Annotated in this window: 18 protein-coding genes and 1 pseudogene; 9 read left to right on the top strand and 10 right to left on the bottom strand. The window is 71.1% G+C overall.

Annotated features, from left to right (window positions below):
* A partial coding sequence (locus tag ACWCO3_RS15865) for a GNAT family N-acetyltransferase (RefSeq protein ID WP_450010586.1) occupies positions 1–183 on the bottom strand: 183 nt, incomplete at its 3' end.
* An 81-nt stretch (positions 184–264) separates the two neighbouring features.
* Here ACWCO3_RS15865 and ACWCO3_RS15860 point away from each other — a divergent pair.
* The 9 genes from ACWCO3_RS15860 to ACWCO3_RS15820 all read left to right on the top strand — a co-directional run bounded on the left by ACWCO3_RS15860 (position 265) and on the right by ACWCO3_RS15820 (position 11,531).
* On the top strand, positions 265–975 hold the full coding sequence (locus ACWCO3_RS15860) for a siderophore-interacting protein (protein WP_145786121.1): 711 nt from the start codon (positions 265–267) through the stop codon (positions 973–975).
* Complete coding sequence (locus tag ACWCO3_RS15855; protein WP_450010584.1) at positions 972–2,228, top strand: MFS transporter; 1,257 nt, start codon at positions 972–974, stop codon at positions 2,226–2,228. The genes ACWCO3_RS15860 and ACWCO3_RS15855 overlap by 4 nt, the downstream gene beginning before the upstream one ends.
* Positions 2,229–2,256: 28 nt before the next feature.
* Positions 2,257–3,426 (top strand): siderophore biosynthesis protein, encoded by a 1,170-nt coding sequence (locus ACWCO3_RS15850; RefSeq protein WP_450010582.1) that lies wholly within the window; start codon positions 2,257–2,259, stop codon positions 3,424–3,426.
* Complete coding sequence (locus ACWCO3_RS15845) at positions 3,423–5,051, top strand: IucA/IucC family protein (RefSeq protein ID WP_450010580.1); 1,629 nt, start codon at positions 3,423–3,425, stop codon at positions 5,049–5,051. Before ACWCO3_RS15850 ends, ACWCO3_RS15845 begins: the two co-directional genes overlap by 4 nt.
* The gene (locus tag ACWCO3_RS15840; RefSeq protein WP_145786125.1) at positions 5,048–6,646 is read left to right on the top strand and encodes an IucA/IucC family protein; all 1,599 of its coding nucleotides are present in this window, start codon (positions 5,048–5,050) and stop codon (positions 6,644–6,646) included. Before ACWCO3_RS15845 ends, ACWCO3_RS15840 begins: the two co-directional genes overlap by 4 nt.
* Complete coding sequence (locus ACWCO3_RS15835; protein ID WP_450010578.1) at positions 6,643–7,788, top strand: alanine racemase; 1,146 nt, start codon at positions 6,643–6,645, stop codon at positions 7,786–7,788. Before ACWCO3_RS15840 ends, ACWCO3_RS15835 begins: the two co-directional genes overlap by 4 nt.
* Before the next feature lie 360 nt (positions 7,789–8,148).
* Positions 8,149–9,453: a cellulose binding domain-containing protein gene (locus tag ACWCO3_RS15830; RefSeq protein ID WP_450010576.1), complete on the top strand. Its 1,305-nt coding sequence runs from the start codon at positions 8,149–8,151 to the stop codon at positions 9,451–9,453.
* 208 nt (positions 9,454–9,661) lie between these two features.
* Positions 9,662–11,035: a glycoside hydrolase family 6 protein gene (locus ACWCO3_RS15825; RefSeq protein WP_145786128.1), complete on the top strand. Its 1,374-nt coding sequence runs from the start codon at positions 9,662–9,664 to the stop codon at positions 11,033–11,035.
* A gap of 115 nt (positions 11,036–11,150) precedes the next feature.
* Positions 11,151–11,531, top strand: coding sequence for a TetR-like C-terminal domain-containing protein (locus tag ACWCO3_RS15820; protein WP_450010573.1), 381 nt, complete (start codon positions 11,151–11,153; stop codon positions 11,529–11,531).
* Between the two features lie 32 nt (positions 11,532–11,563).
* On the opposite strand, the gene ACWCO3_RS15815 is transcribed toward ACWCO3_RS15820, so the two are convergent.
* The 9 genes and pseudogenes from ACWCO3_RS15815 to ACWCO3_RS15775 all read right to left on the bottom strand — a co-directional run.
* Positions 11,564–13,183: a serine/threonine protein kinase gene (locus ACWCO3_RS15815; protein WP_450010571.1), complete on the bottom strand. Its 1,620-nt coding sequence runs from the start codon at positions 13,181–13,183 to the stop codon at positions 11,564–11,566.
* 168 nt (positions 13,184–13,351) lie between these two features.
* Positions 13,352–14,050: a M23 family metallopeptidase gene (locus ACWCO3_RS15810; protein WP_450010569.1), complete on the bottom strand. Its 699-nt coding sequence runs from the start codon at positions 14,048–14,050 to the stop codon at positions 13,352–13,354.
* 397 nt (positions 14,051–14,447) lie between these two features.
* Positions 14,448–15,710, bottom strand: coding sequence for an ATP-binding protein (locus ACWCO3_RS15805; RefSeq protein WP_145786132.1), 1,263 nt, complete (start codon positions 15,708–15,710; stop codon positions 14,448–14,450).
* Positions 15,711–15,937: 227 nt separating this feature from the next.
* Positions 15,938–16,201: pseudogene (locus ACWCO3_RS15800) on the bottom strand (NAD(P)/FAD-dependent oxidoreductase); the annotation flags it as partial.
* 70 nt (positions 16,202–16,271) lie between these two features.
* Positions 16,272–16,679 (bottom strand): arsenate reductase ArsC, encoded by a 408-nt coding sequence (locus ACWCO3_RS15795; RefSeq protein WP_145786133.1) that lies wholly within the window; start codon positions 16,677–16,679, stop codon positions 16,272–16,274.
* On the bottom strand, positions 16,676–16,864 hold the full coding sequence (locus tag ACWCO3_RS15790) for a hypothetical protein (RefSeq protein WP_450010567.1): 189 nt from the start codon (positions 16,862–16,864) through the stop codon (positions 16,676–16,678). The genes ACWCO3_RS15795 and ACWCO3_RS15790 overlap by 4 nt, the downstream gene beginning before the upstream one ends.
* Entirely contained in the window at positions 16,861–17,604 is a 744-nt protein-coding gene (locus ACWCO3_RS15785; RefSeq protein ID WP_357931028.1) for an MIP/aquaporin family protein, read from the bottom strand. The genes ACWCO3_RS15790 and ACWCO3_RS15785 overlap by 4 nt, the downstream gene beginning before the upstream one ends.
* 51 nt (positions 17,605–17,655) lie before the next feature.
* Positions 17,656–18,318, bottom strand: coding sequence for an arsenate reductase ArsC (locus ACWCO3_RS15780; protein ID WP_357931025.1), 663 nt, complete (start codon positions 18,316–18,318; stop codon positions 17,656–17,658).
* On the bottom strand, positions 18,311–18,702 hold a 392-nt coding region (locus ACWCO3_RS15775), incomplete at its 5' end, for an arsenate-mycothiol transferase ArsC (protein ID WP_450010564.1). The genes ACWCO3_RS15780 and ACWCO3_RS15775, both read right to left, overlap by 8 nt.

Genomic DNA, 18,702 nt, shown 5'->3' with positions numbered 1-18,702 from the left:
CGTCGGCAGGCTGTCCACGAAGGCGTAGATCTCGCGCACCTCGTCCACTGTGTGTGACCCCATGCCCCAGAACGAGTTGCGGGGAAGGGTCACCCAGCCGTGCAGGAGTGCGGCGTGGCGGTCGGGGTCCACGGTCACCAATGACAGCTCGCCGAGACCGGCGACTTTCTCCAGGTACGTCATCGGGCGCTGTCCTCTGTTCCTTCCAGGACGTAACTTAGGTTAACCTCCCCTAACCAAGGATGACCTTACCTGGAGGGGTGCGTGAAACGGAACTGGGAGGCCCTGGTCCTCAAGGCCATGGGCGGCCGGGACTTTCGGTTGACCGTGCTGGGCACCGAGTCGATCGATGGTCACTACCAGCGGCTCCTGCTCGACGGCGGCGGCCTGTTGGAGGCGTGCGGGGTGCACCCGACGATGTGGATCCGGCTGTGGTTCGACAACGACGGCCGGGCACACCAGCGGGCGTACACGCTCGTCGACCCCGACCCGGTCACCGGCCGCTTCACACTCGAATTCGCCATCCACGACGGCTGCGCCGCCCGCTGGGCCACCACCGCCCAGATCGGCGACACCATCAGCGCCACAGTCCAGGGCAGCGCGTTCGAGCTGCCCGACCCGGCGCCCGAGCACCTCTACCTCGTCGGCGACGCGGCGTCCCTGCCCGCCGTGAACAGCCTGCTCGACGCCGGCGCCGACATCCCGGCGACGGTCTGGCTGGAGTACGCCCACGACGGCGAGAAGGCTCTCGCGCCGCGCGCCCGAGCGCACCACGACGTCACCTGGGTCCCTCGACGCGACGGGGGCCAACACCTCGTCGACACGGTCTGCGCGGCACTGCCGAACGGCGGCGAGGGACACTACTGGGTGGCCTGCGAGGCGGCCACGACCCGCGGCATCACCCGGCACATCCGGCGGACGTTGGGTGTCGACAAGGACCGGGTGACCTCCCTCGGCTACTGGAAAGCGGCATGAAGGGCCGGCTCGGCACGCTGACCGCGCTGTACGTCACGCAGTACCTCGGGGTCGGCTTCATCACCGTCGGTCTGACCGCCATCCTGCGCGACGGCGGCACGTCGCTGGACACCCTGGCCCTGTTGCAGATCGTTGGCCTGATCTGGCCCGTGAAGTTCCTCTGGGCGCCGATCCTGGACCGCTACGGTTCGCGGCACCGGGGTCACTACCGATCCTGGTTGCTGGTGCTCCAGAGCGCCCTGGTCCTCGCTCTGCTGGCGCTGCTGCCGTTCTCCGACCCGGCCGACGCGCTCGGCCCGATCGTCGCGATCTGCGCCGCGTACGTCTTCTTCTCCGCCACGCAGGACATCGCCGTGGACGCCGTCGCGGTCCGGATGCTCGCCGAGTCGAGCCGGGGGACCGGTAACGGAATCCAGGTCGCCGCGAGCTACCTCGGCAACCTGCTCGGAGGCGGAGCCTGCGTCCTGGTCTACGACCGGTTCGGCTGGGTGCCGGCGATCGGCCTGCTGGCCGCGATGACGGCGGTCGGCCTGCTGGTGGTGTGGCGGTTCCGGGAGCCACCCCGCACCGACCGGGTGGCCGGGATCGGCACCGCCTACCGGGCGTTGCTGTCCGTGTTCGGCCAGCCGGGCTGCCGGTGGTGGACGTTCGGTGTGGTGCCGTTGGTCTACGTCGGGGCGGGGATGGCGTACGCGCTGGTGACGCCCGCCCTGGTCGACGCCGGGTGGTCGTTGGGCCGGATCGGCGTCGTCACGGGGGTGGTGATCAGCGCGCCGGCCATCGTGGCTGGTCTGGTCGCCGGTCTGGGCATCGGACGGTTCGGGCGCGGCGGCGTCCTCGTGGTCGGAGGCGCGGCCCTCACGGTGTCGACGCTGCTCCTGCTGCCGCTGATGAACGGGCGCGCGCCGTTGGGCGCGACGGTCGCCGCGCTCTGCTGCTTCATGGTGGCCTACACGATCGCCAACGTGGTGCTCTACACGGTCAACATGGACTACTCGCGCCCGGACACCGGCGGCACCGACTTCACCGTCCTGTCGTCGTTCGGCCTGGTCTGCTCGTTCGTGGCCGCGTCCATCGGCCTCGCGGCCGCCGACCGGGTCGGCTACCCGCCGGTGGCGGTCGCCGCCATCGTGCTGGTGGTCGCCGGCGTCCTCCTCGGCCTGGCCCACCAGCGGAGGTTTCCCCCCGTTCCCGGTGCCACCCCCGACTCGGCGGAGCAGCCAACGGCGGACGGTGTGAAGGCCGTGGCGTGACCACTGTCGGTGGCCGACGGAGGCGTCGTTGCGGCTGTACCTGACCGCGCTCAACCCCACCGACGCCGTCGTGGAGGGGCTCCTCCCGGCGGCGTCGGCGCTCGGGCTCTCGGCCACCGTGCTGACCGACCGGCCCGCCGAGTGGCCGGCGGACGTGCCGGTGGCGCCTTGCGCGGTCCGCGACCCGGCTGCGGTGGTCGCGGCGACCGTGCCGACCCGACCGGTGGCGTTACTGTCCAATAGCGACCACCTCCAGGAGGCCACCGCGATCGCCGCCCGACAGCTCGGCCTGCCCGGCAAGGACCCCGACGCCGCCCGTCTGTGCAAGGACAAGGCCGCGGCCCGCCGGGCGATCGCGGCTGCCGGGCTTGACCTGGTACGCACCGTCACCATCGATCCCGGTGCCGTGCCGGAGGTGCCGGCCGGGATGTTCCCGGCCGTGGTCAAGCCCCGCGCAGGGGTGGCCAGCGAAGACGCGTACCTGGTCGTCGACGCTGCCGAGCTGGTCGCCCGGGTCACCGAGATCCGTGGCCGTCGGCCGGAGGTGGCCCTGATCGTCGAGGAGTACCTCGCCGGCGAGTTGCGGACCTTCGAGACCCTCGGCGACGGCAACGCGCTGGCCTCCCTGGGCGGTTGGCGTACCGGCCTCGGGCCGCCGCCGACCTTCACCGAGGAGAGCCTCTCCTGGTCGCCCCCGACAGAGCGGGAGAGCACCCAGTTGCGGGCGTGCCTCGACGCGCTCGGGGTGGGCTTCGGCGCCTGCCACACCGAGTACGTCGTCTCCGAAGGCCGGGTCCGGCTGATCGAGGTGAACTACCGGCTCATCGGCGACCGGATGGACCTGATCCTCGCCGAGCTGTTCGACGTGCCGTTGTTCGAGCACGTCATCCGCCTGCACCTCGGTGAGCCGTTGAGCGCCCTCGACCTGCCCGCCACCGTCGACAGGTACGCCCAGGTCGAGTACGTCTGCGCGGACCGCCCCGGCCGCCTGGTCACCGCACCGGGGCGGGTGGAAACCGTGGACGGCGATGTCCGGCTGGCCTGCCATCCGCTGCGCGAGGTGGGCCGCGTCGCCGACCACACCGGGACGAACCGTGACTACCTCGCCGTACTGCACGCCGTCGGCAGTGACGAGGGCACCGTGCGGCAGTCGCTGGCCGCCTTCCGCAGAGACCTCCAGTGGACCATCGTCGCGTGACCGACGACTGCGAGCGGGAACTCTTCGCCCGGGTGCTCGACACCCTGCTGCGCGAGGATCACCTCGGCCTGCTGAGCACCGGCCGACCGGACGGCCCCGACTGGTGGCAGGTGCCGCATCCCACCGGCCTGCTGCGCGTCCCGGTGCGGGCGGACGAGTTCCAGCAGGCCCTCCGCAGTGCCGCGCCGTTGGTGCTGCTGCTCGACGGTGACGGCGACACCCACCGCGTGGACACGCTGGAAGGGCTGTTGACGCTGCTCGCCCCGAGCGACAGTCCCGAGGCTGAGGCCGGCTGGCGGGACTTCGGCGTCGAGTGCCGCGCCGACCTGCGGGCTCGCCGGCTCGCCGCCCACAACCGGCCACTGGTGCTCGCCCAGGTGGCCGCCGAACGCGCGGTCACCCCGACCGGTCTGCCGGGTGCGCTCCTGGACGACGTGCTCGCCGCCCACCACGGCCACCCGGTCTACCCCACCGACCGGTGCCGGCACGGCCTCGACGACGACGAACTGCTCCGGTACGCCCCCGAGCACGCCCCGCGTCTCACGCTGCGGTGGCACGCCGCCCCCGCCGAGAACGTCCGGCTCACCGGCGAACTCCCGTCCTGGTGGCCGCGCGCGCAGAGCCCGAACCAGGTCCTGTTGCCGGTGCACCCGATCACCGCGACACGCGACGCGCTACCGGTGACGGACCTGCCGACGATCACCGTACGACCCACCCTCTCCATGCGGACGGTGGCGCTCGACCACGACCCGTACCTGCATCTCAAGTTGCCGCTGCCGACCGCGAGCCTCGGTGCGCGCAACCGGCGTACGCTGCGCCCGAGCTCACTCGCGGACGGCGCTGCCGTCGCCGCGCTGCTCGACCGGATCGCCGACGCCGAACCCACCTTCGCCGGACGGATCCGGCACGCCGACGAGGGCACCTGGGCGCACGTCGACGGGGACGAGCGGCGCAGCTTCCTCCTGCGCCGATTCCCCCGCGATCTGGCCGGCGTGCACGTGGTGCCGGTCGCGGCCCTCGCCGCGGTCGACCCGGTCGCCGGAACGGTCCTCGAACGCATCAGCCCCGAGCGGCCGGTGACGCTGCTGGAGTCCTACCTGGACCTGCTGCTCGACTGGCACGTGTACCTCTGGCTGCGGCACGGGATCGCCCTGGAGGCGCACCCGCAGAACATCCACCTGCTGGTGCACCCCGACGGCACTGTCGGTCTGCTCTACAAGGACAACGACGGGGCCCGACTCGACGCGCGCCACGGCGGCCCGGGCGGGCTCGCCCTCGACGACGACCGGATGTGGGCGCGCGACCCGCAGGAGTTGGCCGACGTCTTCATCACCATCACCCTGCACCTGGCCGCCGCCGCGCCCCTGCTCGCGCTGGCGGCCCGAGGGCTGCCCGTGCCGTCACCCGCCGACGCGCTGGCACCCCGGCTCGCCACCGCCCGCGACCGGTGGGGTGACGGGCCCGCCGCGCGCACCTTCACCGAGCGGGTCCTGCGGGCCGCCCACCTGCCCATCAAGGCGATGCTCACCGCCGGCACCCTGCTGCCCAAACAGCGGCTCGGCTGCGCCGACATCAACAAGTACTACCTGCGTACCGGCCCGAACTACCTCCGGGAGACACGATGACGGGCGCCCAGCTGCGCTCCCGGCCGGCCACCGACACCGGTCGGATCGCCGACCTGGCCGCCGCGCACGCCGTCTTCGGCTGCCTGATCCGCGAGCTGGCCCCGCCGGACGGCACACCCACCGTGGTCGACGGTGCCGCGCAACTCCTGCTGCCGAACCTCGACGTCACGGTGCGCTGCGAGGTCGCGCGGAAATCGCCACTCGGGGCACATCGCTACGTCGGCCTGGTGCAGCGGACGACCGACAGCGGTCGGTGGGCGGACCTGGACGCCGACGGGTTGGCGCGCCTGGTCGCGGCCGAGCTCACCACCCGTACCGGCCTGGTCAACGACGAGTTCGTGGAGCAGGTCCAGGCCAGCCGGGACACCGTCGCCCGGCTGCTGGCGGACCGACCGGCGGAGAACCCGAACCCCACCGGCGAGCCCGCCATCGACGCGTACGTCGACTCCGAACAGTCACTGGTCTTCGGCCACCCGCACCACCCCACGCCGAAGTGGCGCAGCGGCGACCGGGAGCGCTGGCGGGCGTACGCGCCGGAGCTGCGGACGTCGTTCCGGCTGCACTGGCTCGCCGTACCTGACGATCTGGTCGTCGGCGCCGGGCCGTTCGACGCGCTCGTGGCTGCTCTCGACCCACCGCGACCCCCGGCCGGGCACCGCGTGCTGCCGGTGCATCCCTGGCAGCTGTCCCTGCTCCCGCCGACGCACCCGCGGCTGCGCGACCTGGGCGAGGCCGGCACGCCGGTGCGACCGACGGCGAGCGTCCGCACTCTCTACGCCCCGACGGCCGACCTGTTCGTCAAGACCAGCCTGCACGTGCGGATCACCAACTGCCTGCGCAAGAACGCGCGCTACGAACTCACCGGGGCGGTGGCGCTGACCGACCTGCTGGCACGGGTACCGATGCCGGCCGGCGTGGGGCTGCTCACCGAACCCGCCTACCGCACCGTCGACGTTCCCGGCCCGGACGAGGCGTACGGGACGATCCTGCGCACCGGCCTACGCCCGCACCTGCGCCCCGGGGACACCCCGATGCTGGCAGCGGCATTGGCCGCCACGCCGCTGGTGACACCGGACCCGGTGGACTGGTGGCGCGCGTACATCGGGTTGCTGGTGCCGGCGGTGCTGCGGTGCTGGCTTCGCCACGGCGTCGTGCACGAGGCGCACCTGCAGAACGTGGTCGTCGTTCTCGACCGCGACCGCCGCCCGGTCCGCATGCTGTTGCGTGACCTGGAGGGGGTGAAGCTCGACGCCGACCGGCTGGTCGGCTGGCCCGACGGTGTCCCACCGCAGGTCCGTTACGGGTCCCGGGACGCCCGTCGTCGGATCGTCTACTGCCTGTTCGTGAACCACCTCGGTGGCATCTGCGGTGCCCTGGCCGACGCGCGACCCGGGATCGAACGGCGGCTGTGGCAGGAGCTACGGACCGTCCTCGACGCGGTGGCGACCGACCTCGACGATCCACCCGAGCTGCGGGCGCTGCTGAACGGGGAGCCGCTGCTCGCCAAGGCGAACCTCCTGGTCCGGTGGCGGCGTGACGCGGACCGGGCCGCGCCCTTCGTGCCGGTGCCGAACCCGATGGGCGGGCCACGATGACGCGACCCGTCTACGTTCACGACCTCGACGCGCTGGCCACCCAGGTCCGCGCCATCCGGGCGGCGCTGCCCCGGAAGGTGGAGTTGCTGTACGCGGTCAAGGCCAACCCGGATCCCGGTGTGCTGCGTACCCTCGCCCCGGTCGTCGACGGGTTCGAGGCTGCGAGCCGTGGCGAGCTGCGGAGGCTGGCCGAGCTGCTACCGGGTCGGGCCCCCGCCGCGTACGCCGGGCCGGGCAAGACCGACGCGGACCTTGCCGCCGCACTCGCCGCCGACGTGCGCCGCATCCACGTCGAGTCACCCGCCGAGCTTCGGCGGCTCGGCGCGCTGGCCGCCGCCTCGGGCCGGTCGGCTCAGGTGTTGCTGCGCGTGAACCTGCCGGTCGATGCCCCGGGCGCGAGCCTGGTCATGGGCGGGGGACCCAGCCCGTTCGGCATGGACCCCGCCGACGCGATCGAGTGCGCCCGCCGCCCGCCCGCCGGCATCGACGTACGCGGAATCCACGCCCACCTGGCCAGCGGGCTGGACGCTACCCTCGCCGGCACGGTCGCCGCCGCCGTCGTCAGGTGGGCCGTCACCGAGGTCGGCGCCGACGAGGTCGACGTCGGCGGGGGCATGGCCGTCGACTACGCCGACCCGGAGGCCCGATTCGACTGGTTCGGTTACGGCCGGGCACTGGCGGACGTCCTCGACACGTACCCGGACGTGCGGCTGCGCATCGAGCCGGGCCGGTCGGTCACCGCCTACTGCGGGGCGTACCTCACCGAGGTCGTCGACGTGAAGCGCTCCTACGGCGAATGGTTCGTGGTGGTGGCCGGTGGGACCCACCACCTGCGCACACCGGCGGCAAAGGGCCACGCGCAGCCGTTCAGCGTGCACCGGCGACACGACGTCGACGGCCCGCGTACCGACGGCGGACCGGTCACCGTCGTCGGGCAGCTCTGCACCCCGAAGGACGTGCTGTCCCGGTCGGCCACCGCCGGGCCGATCGGCGTGGGTGACGTGCTGGCCTTCGCCATGGCCGGCGCGTACGCCTGGAACATCAGCCACCGCGACTTCCTGCTGCACGAGCCTCCGCTGTTCCGGAACGGCGACCCGCAGGAGGTGGCCGCGGAATGGGCGGCCCGACCGCGCGGCTCGTGACCCCGCGCTGGCATCCCGCCCTTGCCGCAGCCCATCTCACGAGCCCTGTCCGTCTCGCCTGTTATCGATAACATGCTATCTTTCACCCGGGAGTGAAGGGCACGCTCCCGGTCACCTCAACAGCCGGCGAAGACAGGCCGAGGGCACGTCTCTCCCGCAACCTTTCCGGTCGGTGACCAGTCCGGGCCCCGTCGACGCCAGGCGACCGCGGTTGATCGCCGGGCGATTCCGCCCGGTCGCACGCCCAGCTCCGAAGCCCCACCACGGGCGGCCCTCCGGCGCCGACGGATGGCAGACGCACACACGCTGTGCCGCTGCCGAGTCACGAGCACCAGACGCCCACCGGCAAGGAGCCAAGCAATGCTCAAACGTAGGCACCTCTTCCCATCCATCGCGGTCGCGGCGCTTCTCCTCGCGGCCACCACCGGCGCAGCGTTCAGCGGCACCCTCGGCGAGGCCGCGGTGGCCTCGACGAACGGCACCCTCGCGGCAACCGCCGGCTGCGGCAAGGCCCCCACGCTGACCAGCGGCACGCGCACGATCCAGAGCAGCGGGCAGAGTCGTACCTACAACCTGCGGATCCCGGACGGGTACGACAGAAACCGCCCCTACCGACTGATCTTCGGCTTCCACTGGTTGAACGGTTCGGCGAACAACGTCACCTCGGCTGGCTACTACGGGCTGCAACCACTGTCGAACAACAGCGCGATCTTCGTCGCTCCGCAGGGTCTCAACGCCGGCTGGGCCAACACCAACGGCCGGGACCTGACCCTCTTCGACGACATCTCCCGGCAGGTCGAGAACGACCTCTGCGTCGACACCACCCAGCGCTTCGCCCTGGGCTGGAGCTACGGCGGAGCCATGAGCTACGCGGTGGCCTGCGCCCGGCCCACGGTCATCCGCGCGGTCACCGTCATATCCGGCGCCAACCTCAGCGGCTGTAACGGCGGGACACAGCCCGTCGCCTACTTCGGCATCCACGGCACCTTCGACAGCGTGCTGAACATCTCGCAGGGTCGGCAGCTGCGCGACACGTTCGTGCGGAACAACGGCTGCACCGCGCAGAGCCCGCGCGAGCCGAGTCGGGGCAGCCTCACCCACATCACCACCGCCTACTCCGGCTGCCGAGCCGGGTACCCGGTGCAGTGGGCCGCGTTCGACGGCGACCACACGCCCAGCCCGGTCGACGGGTCGGGCAGCCCCAACGACTCCCGGACGTGGACCTCGGGCGAGATCTGGAGGTTCTTCAGCCAGTTCGAGTCGACCACCCCGCCGACGACTCCGCCCCCGACCACTCCGCCCCCGACCACCCCGCCGCCGACGACCCCGCCGCCCACCACCCCGCCGCCCACCGGCGAACCGGGCACCTGCACTGCCACCTACCGGACGCTGAACACCTGGCCCGGCGGCTTCCAGGCTGAGGTGACAGTGGCCAACAACTCCACGGCGGCCCTGAACGGCTGGACCGTGGGCCTGACCCTGGCCAGCGGACAGGCCATCAGCAGCCTGTGGAGCGGCGTCAACACGGGCACCTCCGGCAGCGTCACCGTCAGGAACGCCCCCTACAACGGCGCAGTGGGTCCGAACGCGTCGACCACCTTCGGGTTCACCGCCACCGGCAACGGCGCCACCGCACCCAGCAACGTCACCTGCACCAGCTCCTGACCGAGGGCACGAAGGAGGGCCCGGAGCCGCCTGGCTCCGGGCCCCACAGGTGCGGGATCGGCGCAGGTACGCGAGCCGCGACCGGTAACGCGGCCGCTGTCGGAACGACAGGTCTGCACACCTTGGCAGCGGCCCGCGCCTCCGCTACCGTCCATGGGAACGCTCCCACAAACTTAGATACGTCAATGTGATCAGGAGGAAACACGTCGTGGCTATCCTCTCCCCGCTCCGCAGCAGATCGGCGGCCATCAGTGTGGCGGCCATCGCGGGCACCGTCGCCGCGGGCGTCTGCTTCGCGGTCAGCGGCGCGTCCGCCGGCACGGTGTCCGGGTCGCTCTACCGCGACCCGAGTTCGGCAGTCGTCCGCTGGGTCGCGGCCAACCCCGGCGACTCGCGTGCCGCAGTCATCCGCGACAAGATCGCGAGTCAGCCGCAGGCCCGGTGGTTCGCCAACTTCAACCCGTCCACGGTGCAGGCCGAGGTCTCCGAGCACATCGGAGCCGCCAACGCGGCACAGCAGATCCCGGTGCTGGCGGTGTACGAGATCACCAACCGGGACTGCGGCGGGGCCAGCGCGGGTGGGGCACCGGACCTCAACCAGTATCAGACGTGGGTGTCCAACTTCTCCAGAGGGCTCGGCAACCAGACTGTCCTGATCATCCTGGAGACCGACTCGCTCGCCCTGCTGACGTGCCTGAACAGCAGTGAGCTCGCCGCGCGCAACCAGGCGATCTCGACGGCCACCCGGACCATCAAGTCCGCCAACCCCAACGCCAAGGTGTACCTCGACGCCGGCCACTCCACCTGGAACAGCGCGGGTGAGACGGCCAATCGGCTCCGGGCGGCCGGCGTGCAGTACGCCGACGGCTTCTTCAGCAACGTGTCGAACTACAACTCCACCTCCAACGAGGCGAACTTCGGCCGGGCGGTCATCTCCTCCCTCAACGGCATGGGCATCTCGGGCAAGCGCCAGGTCATCGACACCAGCCGCAACGGGGGTGCCAGCGGAGACTGGTGCGGCGACGACAACACCGACCGACGCATCGGGCAGTACCCGACGACGAACACCGGCGACGCCAACATCGACGCGTACCTGTGGGTGAAGCCACCGGGGGAGGCGGACGGCTGCCGCTACACGGCCGGTTCGTTCCAGCCCGACCTGGCCTTCAGCCTGGCCAACGGCGCGCCCAACCCGCCCACCACGGCACCGCCGACCACCACGCCGCCGACCACGACCCCACCGACCACGACCCCACCGACCACTCCCCCCAACACCACGCCGCCGGCCGGTGACGGCTGCTACGCGGACGTGGCGATCAACCAGTGGGCCGGAGGCTTCACAGCGAGCGTCACGGTCACCGCCGGGAAGTCGGATATCAGCGGCTGGACCGTGACCGTCGTGCTGCCCAGCGGCACCGCGGTCACCGGCACCTGGAACGCCCAGGCCAGCGGCACCAGCGGAACCGTCCAGTTCCGCAACGTGAGCTACAACGGACGCGTCCTCGGCCGGCAGTCGACCAACTTCGGCTTCCAGGGCACCGGCACCGGCCCGGGTACGACGGCCACCTGCGTGACCGCCTGACCCCAACCGGTGCGGCGGGCCCGGCGCGGAGGAGAGTTCTCCGTGCCGGGCCCGCTGCCGTCTGAAGGGCCTGCTTGCCGTCGCGCAACGCGCGTTCGGCTTCCTGAAGCAGGAGTTGGGCGTACCGGATGACGAGGATCCGGTCGAGCGCCTGCGCGCTGTCTGCGCGGTCTACCTGAGCTTCGCCGAACGCCGACCCCACCAGTACCGGGTGATGTTCGGTGCCGTCTGGGACGCCGGGCAGGCCCTCGATCGGGCCCCGGCCATGGCGGACGAACTCGCCGTTCTCGGCATGGGAGCCTTCGAGATCTTCCGGCATACGCTCGCCGACTGCGTTGCGGCGGGAGGGTCGGCCAGCGCGGACCCCTTCGGCGACGCGACGGCGCTCTGGGTCGGGTTGCACGGCTTCGCCCAGCTCCAGGTGGCGGCGCCGTTGTTCCCGTGGCCACCGGACCTGCGCGACTCCGTCATCGACCGGTTGGCGCTGTTGCGCTGACGGTGAGGCCGGCCGGACGCCTCAGACGCGATTCAGACCGCGCCCCGGTCGACCAGGCTGAACGTGGTGTCGATGGGGGCGTCGCCGAGAAACTCCACGTAGATCTCTTTCTTGGTGGGGCTCCACTGCACCACGCCGTGCTCCTCGTTGATGAGGGAGTAGGACGTGCGTCCCTTGTCGTCCCTGCCCTCGCGGGCTATCCCGAACAGAGTTGCGGCGGTCGCATAACACTCGGCTCCCACCAGTGACTTGTACCCCTTCGCATCGAGCTTGACGCCGAGGCACGGTCGGTGGGCGATGTCCGGGTTCACCGATTTGATCATGTAGTCGACGCCGACCGGTTCGAGCACGAAGAGCGCGTCCTTACCGGTGCCGTCGCCGACTTCGAGCTCGCCGTGAGACGGCAGCGACAGGTCACGGTCGATCTCCACGACGTGCAGCAGGAATCTCCGCTGACCGGTCAGCATGGCCCGGGTGGGGTCCACGCTGGCCGACGGTGACACGGTCGGCGTACCCGATGCGGCAGCGGACACGGTGGCCGCCGGTGTGCTCGCTGGCGGGCTGCCGTTCGCCGGGCTGTCGGCACGATCCGGTCCGGAACGCCCCTGCAACAGTTGCGGGGCGAAGAGGGAGACGGACACCAGCACCGCGATCACCGTGGCTGCCGCCCCGAGCACGGTGAGCCAGCGACGCCGACGCCAGCCGGCGCGACCGACCGTGGCCAGACCCGGTGGCATCGACGGCTGGTCCTGGCCGCCACCACCGGCCGCGGGCGACACACTCGCCGTCGGCGTCGCGCCCAGGACCTGGGCCGGCCCGCCAGCACCCGCCGGATACCCTGCGGTCAACAACCCGTCGAGCAACTCCCGCGCCGTGGGCCGAGCAGCGGGATCCTTCTCCAACGCCCGGGAGACCAACTCCCGCAACGGTCCGTCGAGCCCGGTCAGGTCCGGCGGTTGAGTGAGAATCCGCATCGCGGTGGCGGTAGCGGAGTCGCCCCCGAACGGGTTGCGGCCGGTGGCGGCGTGGGCGACAACGGCACCCCAGGCGAAGATGTCCGCAGCCGGGCCCACCGGACGGCCGGACGCCGTATCAAACCGCTCCGGAGCCATGTACGACACGGTCCCGACCATCTGGTTGGTCCGGGTGTGCTGGCTCGTCGCCTCGAACGCTCGGGCGATGCCGAAGTCGATGACCTTGATCCCGCCGGGTGCCACCAGGACGTTCGCCGGCTTCAGGTCCCGGTGGATCACCCCGGCACCGTGGATGGCGGTCAGCGCGGTAGCTACCCCGACCGCGATGCTGTGCAGCTGCGCCGCTCCCAGCGGTCCCTGTTCCCGGACCACCTCGGCCAGACTGGGGCCCTCGACGTACTCCACCACCAGGTACGGCGGGTCATGGTCCGGGTCGGCGTCCAGAACCTCGGCAGTGCAGAACGGCGGAACCTGGCGCGCGCGGTTCACCTCGCTGCGGAACCGACCCCGGAACTCCTCGTCGTGCGAGAGTTCCGGACGGACGACCTTGACCGCCACTCGCCGTCCCTGCGGCGAGCGGGCCAGGAAGACACTGCCCATGCCACCGTCGCCGAGCCGGGCGAGGACGTCGTACCCGCCGAGGCGGGCTGGGTCACCGGGGCGCAACCCGTCGTTCACGCCAGATGCCCGCAGGCCGCGACCACCACGGGAACCGTTCCGCCTATCACCCGTTCCCCTTAGGTCAGTCGGACGCCGCCCGCAGCTTATCGTCCGTCCACCAAGCGCCGTCGATGCCGTCCGCCTCGGGTTCGGGACCGGACCTGTGCAGCGGCGTGGGCGAACAGGTCAGCCGATGCCGTCGACCGCAGCCCGGAGCGCGTTGATCGACGGGTCCCAGGTGAAGTTCAGGACGGGGATGCCGGAAGCGGCGGCGTTGCTGTCGCCGCCGAGGACCACTGCCCGCGGCTTGCTGGTGCCCTGGGGGAGCACCAGGTACCAGTTGCCCTTCACGTTCGCGATGAACACGTCGTCTACCTCCTGGTCGGGCGGGTTCGGGTTCGTGACGTCTCCGACGTAGGTTTCGAAATCCACCGTCGCGCGGAAATTCGTCGGACTGCCGGTGTTCAACCACAGACTCGTGTGCACATGCGGTCCGACACCGGAGTTACTGCCGTTCGCGGAGGCGCCGGAGTACGCGATCGTCTGGCCCCGCGACACACGTTGACCGGTCGAGACGGTGATCGACGACAGATGCAGGTGGCGGGTGTAGTTGCCGTCGTCGTGGGCCATCCCCACGACGCGTCCGGTCGCGTTGGAGGTGTCGGTCTTCACGTACCGGACCGTGCCGTTCGCCGCGGCCAGGACGGGGGTGCCGGTGCCGACCGCATAGTCGGTGCCCGGCTCACCCGACGGAGGCGTCCGGTTCCGGTGATCTTGCCAAGAGCTGGAGATCCGGACATTTCCGCACGGCCTCAGATAGCTGCCGGCAGCCTGCGCGGAGCCGGGCAGCAGGCCAAAGGCGGCCGACACCCCGGATGCCGCCAACGCGGCGCTCGTGAGGAAGCCCCGCCTCGAGAGCCCTCGCAGGTACGCGATGCCACCGAGATCCTCGGGCCGCAGACCGCCATGACTGACGTTCCGGGGAGGGTCAGGGCGAGGCTCCTCGTTGAGGATCATCGATGAAATTTAAGGCCGCGTCTGTTGAAGGGCAAGGGCTTCCCGGTGGCTCCTCCACTCAGCGACCAGCGCCCGTGAGCTCCCGCCTCTGCTGAACCTGTCCACACCCACCGTGCGGTGTTGGGCCTACTGGTCGCCGGTGGCGGCGCCGACTGTGGGCATGCGGACTGCCAGGTCTTGCTGCGATCGCTTGCTGAAGATCAGCAGATCATGCCCTTCGGTCCTCGGTGGCCCTGACCGGCTGAGGAGTGACTTGCGGGGGAGGTCAGTCTGCTGCCGGGGCAGAAACCTGCCACAGGGCGCTGACCGGCATGGCGCGGAGTCTGTCGCCGAACGGGAGCGTGGAGGTTCCGGTGTAGAGGACGATGCCGGCGATGAGATCGTCGCCGAGGCGGTCGGCGAGTCGGCGTAGCCCGCGGAAGTCGTCGGGCCCGACGGTGGTGGCTGCTTTGACTTCGATCCCGACCACCTGGCCAGTCCTGTTCTCGAGCACCGCGTCGACTTCGTACCTGCTCTGGTCGCGGTAGTGGGACAGGTCGACGAACTGCTCGGACCAGGTGAGCTGCCGGGACAGCTCGGACAGGACAAATGATTCGAGCAGTGGGCCGAACGGTGCGCCTGGGCGGAGCAGTGCCCGGGCGTCGGTCGCGATCTCGTTGGCGGCGATGCCCGAGTCGACAAAGATGAGCTTGGGCGCGGCGGTGGCGCGAGTGCCGAGGTTGCGGGACCAGCCGGGGATCCGTTTGATCAGAAAGATCTCTTCCAGGGCTTGGAGGTAGCGGGCGATCGTCGGCCGGCTCAGTCCGAGGGCGGATTCGAGGGAGTTTGCGGCGATGATGTTCGCGGATCTGGCCGAGAGGAGGCGGACCAGCTTGCGGAGCTCGCCCTTGTGCTGGATGTCGGACAGCTGGCGGACGTCGCGGTCGATGAGCGCCTGGACGTAGGCGTCGAGGAATCGTTGGCGGCGGCGTGGGTCGGTGCGGGTGGTGGCCTCGGGTAGGCCGCCGCGCACGATTCTGGCCGCGTAGTCGGATCGGGTCACGTCCGACTCGTGTCGCAGGTCCGCGCCGAGCGCGAAGACGGCGTCGACGAATCCGTCCGGCGCTGCGTCGAGTTCGCCTTGGGAGAACGGCCAGAGTTCGACGGTCTCCATCCGGCCGGGCAGCGCGTCCGGGGCAGCCACCATGCCGAAGAGGCGAGACGAGCCGGTGAGCAGGTACCGGCCCGGACGGGGGTCCTCGTCGACCGCAGCCTTGATGGCCAACAGGAGTTCCGGAGCGCGCTGGATCTCGTCGATGACCAGGAGCTCGGAGGAGTCCACGAACCCGACGGGATCGGCGATCGCCGCCGCCCGGTCCTGAGCCCGATCAAGATCGCGGCGTTCGGCTAGACGATCGCCGGCAACGAGGCGGACCAGGGTGCTCTTGCCGGCTTGGCGTGCCCCGTTGATCAAGACGACGCGGGTGTCCGCCAGAGCAGCGTTGACCTGCACGGCGGCGCGGCGGGGGATTAGACGCGGTGTGGGCACGGCGTCATCATAACGGCGAAACTTTCGACCTGCGGGGATCCTTGCTTTCGATTTGCGGGACAAGGTGTGTTCGTTATGCGGTCATCTGGTGTTCGATTTGCGGGCCACATGGGCAGGGCTTTCGTGAAGGGGGTCCACCACTACGCCGCGTCGCTCACCGTGGCGGCGAGTTCGGGAAAGGCTTCCTCCCAGCGCTGGCAGAGCCGGGGCGCCAGCCAGAGGGCGGTGAGGTCGACGCGGGTGACGTCGTCGGTGATGAACTGGGCGCCGAACCGGTCGGCCTGCTTGCGCAGGTTGTCCATCAGCTCGGGGCCGGTGATGCCGTCGGGGAAGCCGGGGAAGTTCTCCACCTCGGTGGTGGTCATCAGCGCGCCGCCGGACTGGCTGCCCTCGATGACCAGGGGCGCGAGGTTGGCGCGGGCGGCGTAGACGGCGGCGGTGTATCCGGCGGGCCCGGAACCGATGATGATCAGGCGGTGGGGGTCAGACATGACAGGGCTCCTGCTCAGGGGCGAGCCGCCCGCTGGGTGGGTGGTCCGGCGGGCGGCGAACAAGGGGATGTCAGGCGGTGGGGCGCAGCTCGGCGAGGAGCTTCTCCACCCGGGTACGGATGTCGTCGCGGATCGGGCGGACGGCGTCGACGCCCTGGCCGGCCGGGTCGTCGAGCTTCCAGTCCTCGTAGCGCTTGCCCGGGAAGACGGGGCAGGCGTCGCCGCAGCCCATGGTGACGATCACGTCAGACGACTCGGCGGTCTCGTACTCGAGGAGCTTGGGGGTCTGGTCGGTGATGTCGATGCCGGCCTCGGCCATGGCCTGCACGGCGGCGGGGTTGACGGTCTCGGCGGGGGCGCTGCCGGCGGAGCGGACCTCGACGGTGTCGCCGGCGAGGTGGCGCAGCCAGCCGGCGGCCATCTGGGAGCGGCCGGCGTTGTGGACGCAGACGAACAGGACGCTGGGCTTGTCGCTCATGAGGTGCCTTCCATGCAGTACGAGTCGCAGGGCCGGTTGACCAGCACGTCGTTGAGGTGGATCAACAGGTGAGGGTCGGGGTTGTCGTTGCGGTCGAGCGTCGGATAGCGGCCCGGGTCGTGGCGGCGGTTGAACAAGCTGGGCGAGGGTTCAGCCGCGCTGGTGTCGTGCGGGCGTGCTGTCATGAGCGGTGGTTGACGGTGGCGTCCTCGTCGGTGGGGACGACGACCTGGTCGGCGGCGGCGCCGGCGTCGGGGTAGAGGGCGGCGAGCAGGCCGATACCGACGGCGAGGCCGACGACCTGCGCCACGACGAAGCCGGGTACGGAGGCCGGGGCGATGCCGGCGAACGTGTCGGTGAACGCGCGGCCGATCGTCACGGCGGGGTTGGCGAACGAGGTCGACGAGGTGAACCAGTACGCGGCGCCGATGTAGGCGCCGACGGCGGCGGGCGCGGCGGGGGCGCGGCCGGAGCGGGCCAGGGCGAAGACCAGCAGGATCAGGCCGGCGGTGGCAACGACCTCACCGAGCCAGAGGTGCCCGGCGACGCGGTCCTTGCCGGAGAAGCCCACGGCGGCGAGGTCGAACATCAGGTTCGCCAGCACCGATCCAGCGATCGCGCCCAGCACCTGGGCCACGACGTAGCCGCCAAGGTCGCGAGGGGTGAGGCCGGTGCCTGCGCGGCGGCCGAGGAACCAGTCGGCGGCGGAGACGACCGGGTTGAAGTGCGCGCCGGACACCGGCCCGAACATCATGATCAACACTGCGAGGGCGAACGCGGTGGCGATCGAGTTCTCCAGCAGCTGCAGGCCGACGTCATCCGGGGAGAGGGTGGTGGCCATGATGCCGGAGCCGACCACGGCGGTGACCAGCAGGGCGGTGCCGGTGAACTCGGCCAGCAGGCGCCGCCACAGGGTGATGGTCATCAGTCTGTTGTCTCCATGGTGTTGCTGTCCCGAAGGCTCCGGGCAGGTTGGCTATCGGGTGGCGTGCACGTGCAGGTCGTCGAGGAGACGGCGGACCCGGCGTTCGACCTCGTCGCGGATGGGCCGCACGGCGGCGGTGTCGAGGCCGGCCGGGTCGTCGAGGTCCCAGTTCTCGTAGCGGGTGCCGGGGAAGACCGGGCAGGCGTCTCCGCAGCCCATGGTGACCACGACGTCGGCGGCACGCACGACCTCGTCGGTCCAGGGCTTGGGGAACTCCTCGCTGATGTCGATGCCGCGTTCGGCCATGGCGGCGATCGCGGCGGGGTTGAGCGTGATGCCCGGCTCGCTGCCGCCGGACCAGGCGACCGCCCGGTCGCCAGCGAGGTAAGTGAAGAACCCGAGGGCCATCTGGGAGCGGCCGGCGTTGTGGGTGCACAGGAACAGCACCACGGGGCGGCCGTCGCGGTGGTGGCCCTCGACGCGGGCGAGGGCCTGCAGGCGCTGCCGGGCGAATCGTTCAGCCAGCAGCGGCAGGTAGTGGGGGATGGTGCTGGCGGTGGCGAACTGGTCGTAGCTGGAGTGCAGGAACCGCTCGATGGTCTCGGCGGCGTACACGCCGGCGAACTCCTCCGCGAGCCGCGTCGCGGCGGTACGCAGGGCGACCTGCTGGTCGATCGAGATCTCCTCGTAGGGGTGGGCGCTGGTGTCAGTCATGGCGGTCTCCCGGGGCGGTGGTGACGGCGGGGGCCACCCGGTCGACGCGGGCGGCGAGGTCGGCGAAGGCGGCCTCGAACGCCTCGTCGGTGTCGACGCGGACCGGGTCGGGCACGGACCAGTGCAGGCGGGGGCGGACGGGCCCGGTGAGGTCTTCGTGGGCGTTGTCGCACACGGCGATGAGCAGGTCGTCGTCGCGGACGACGTCGGTGACGTGGGCGGTGGCGGTGGGATCCAGGCGCAGCCCGTGCCGGCCGGCGACGGCCACGGCGCGGGGGTGCACCCGGGCGGCCGGTTGCGTGCCGGCCGACGCGGCGGGGCTGTGAGTGCGGTCCTGCCACAGCGCGGCTGCCAGTTGGGAGCGGGCGGAGTTGCGGGTGCACA

Source organism: Micromonospora sp. NPDC002411, from assembly GCF_053592955.1.
This window is presented reverse-complemented; position numbering and strand designations above follow the sequence as displayed.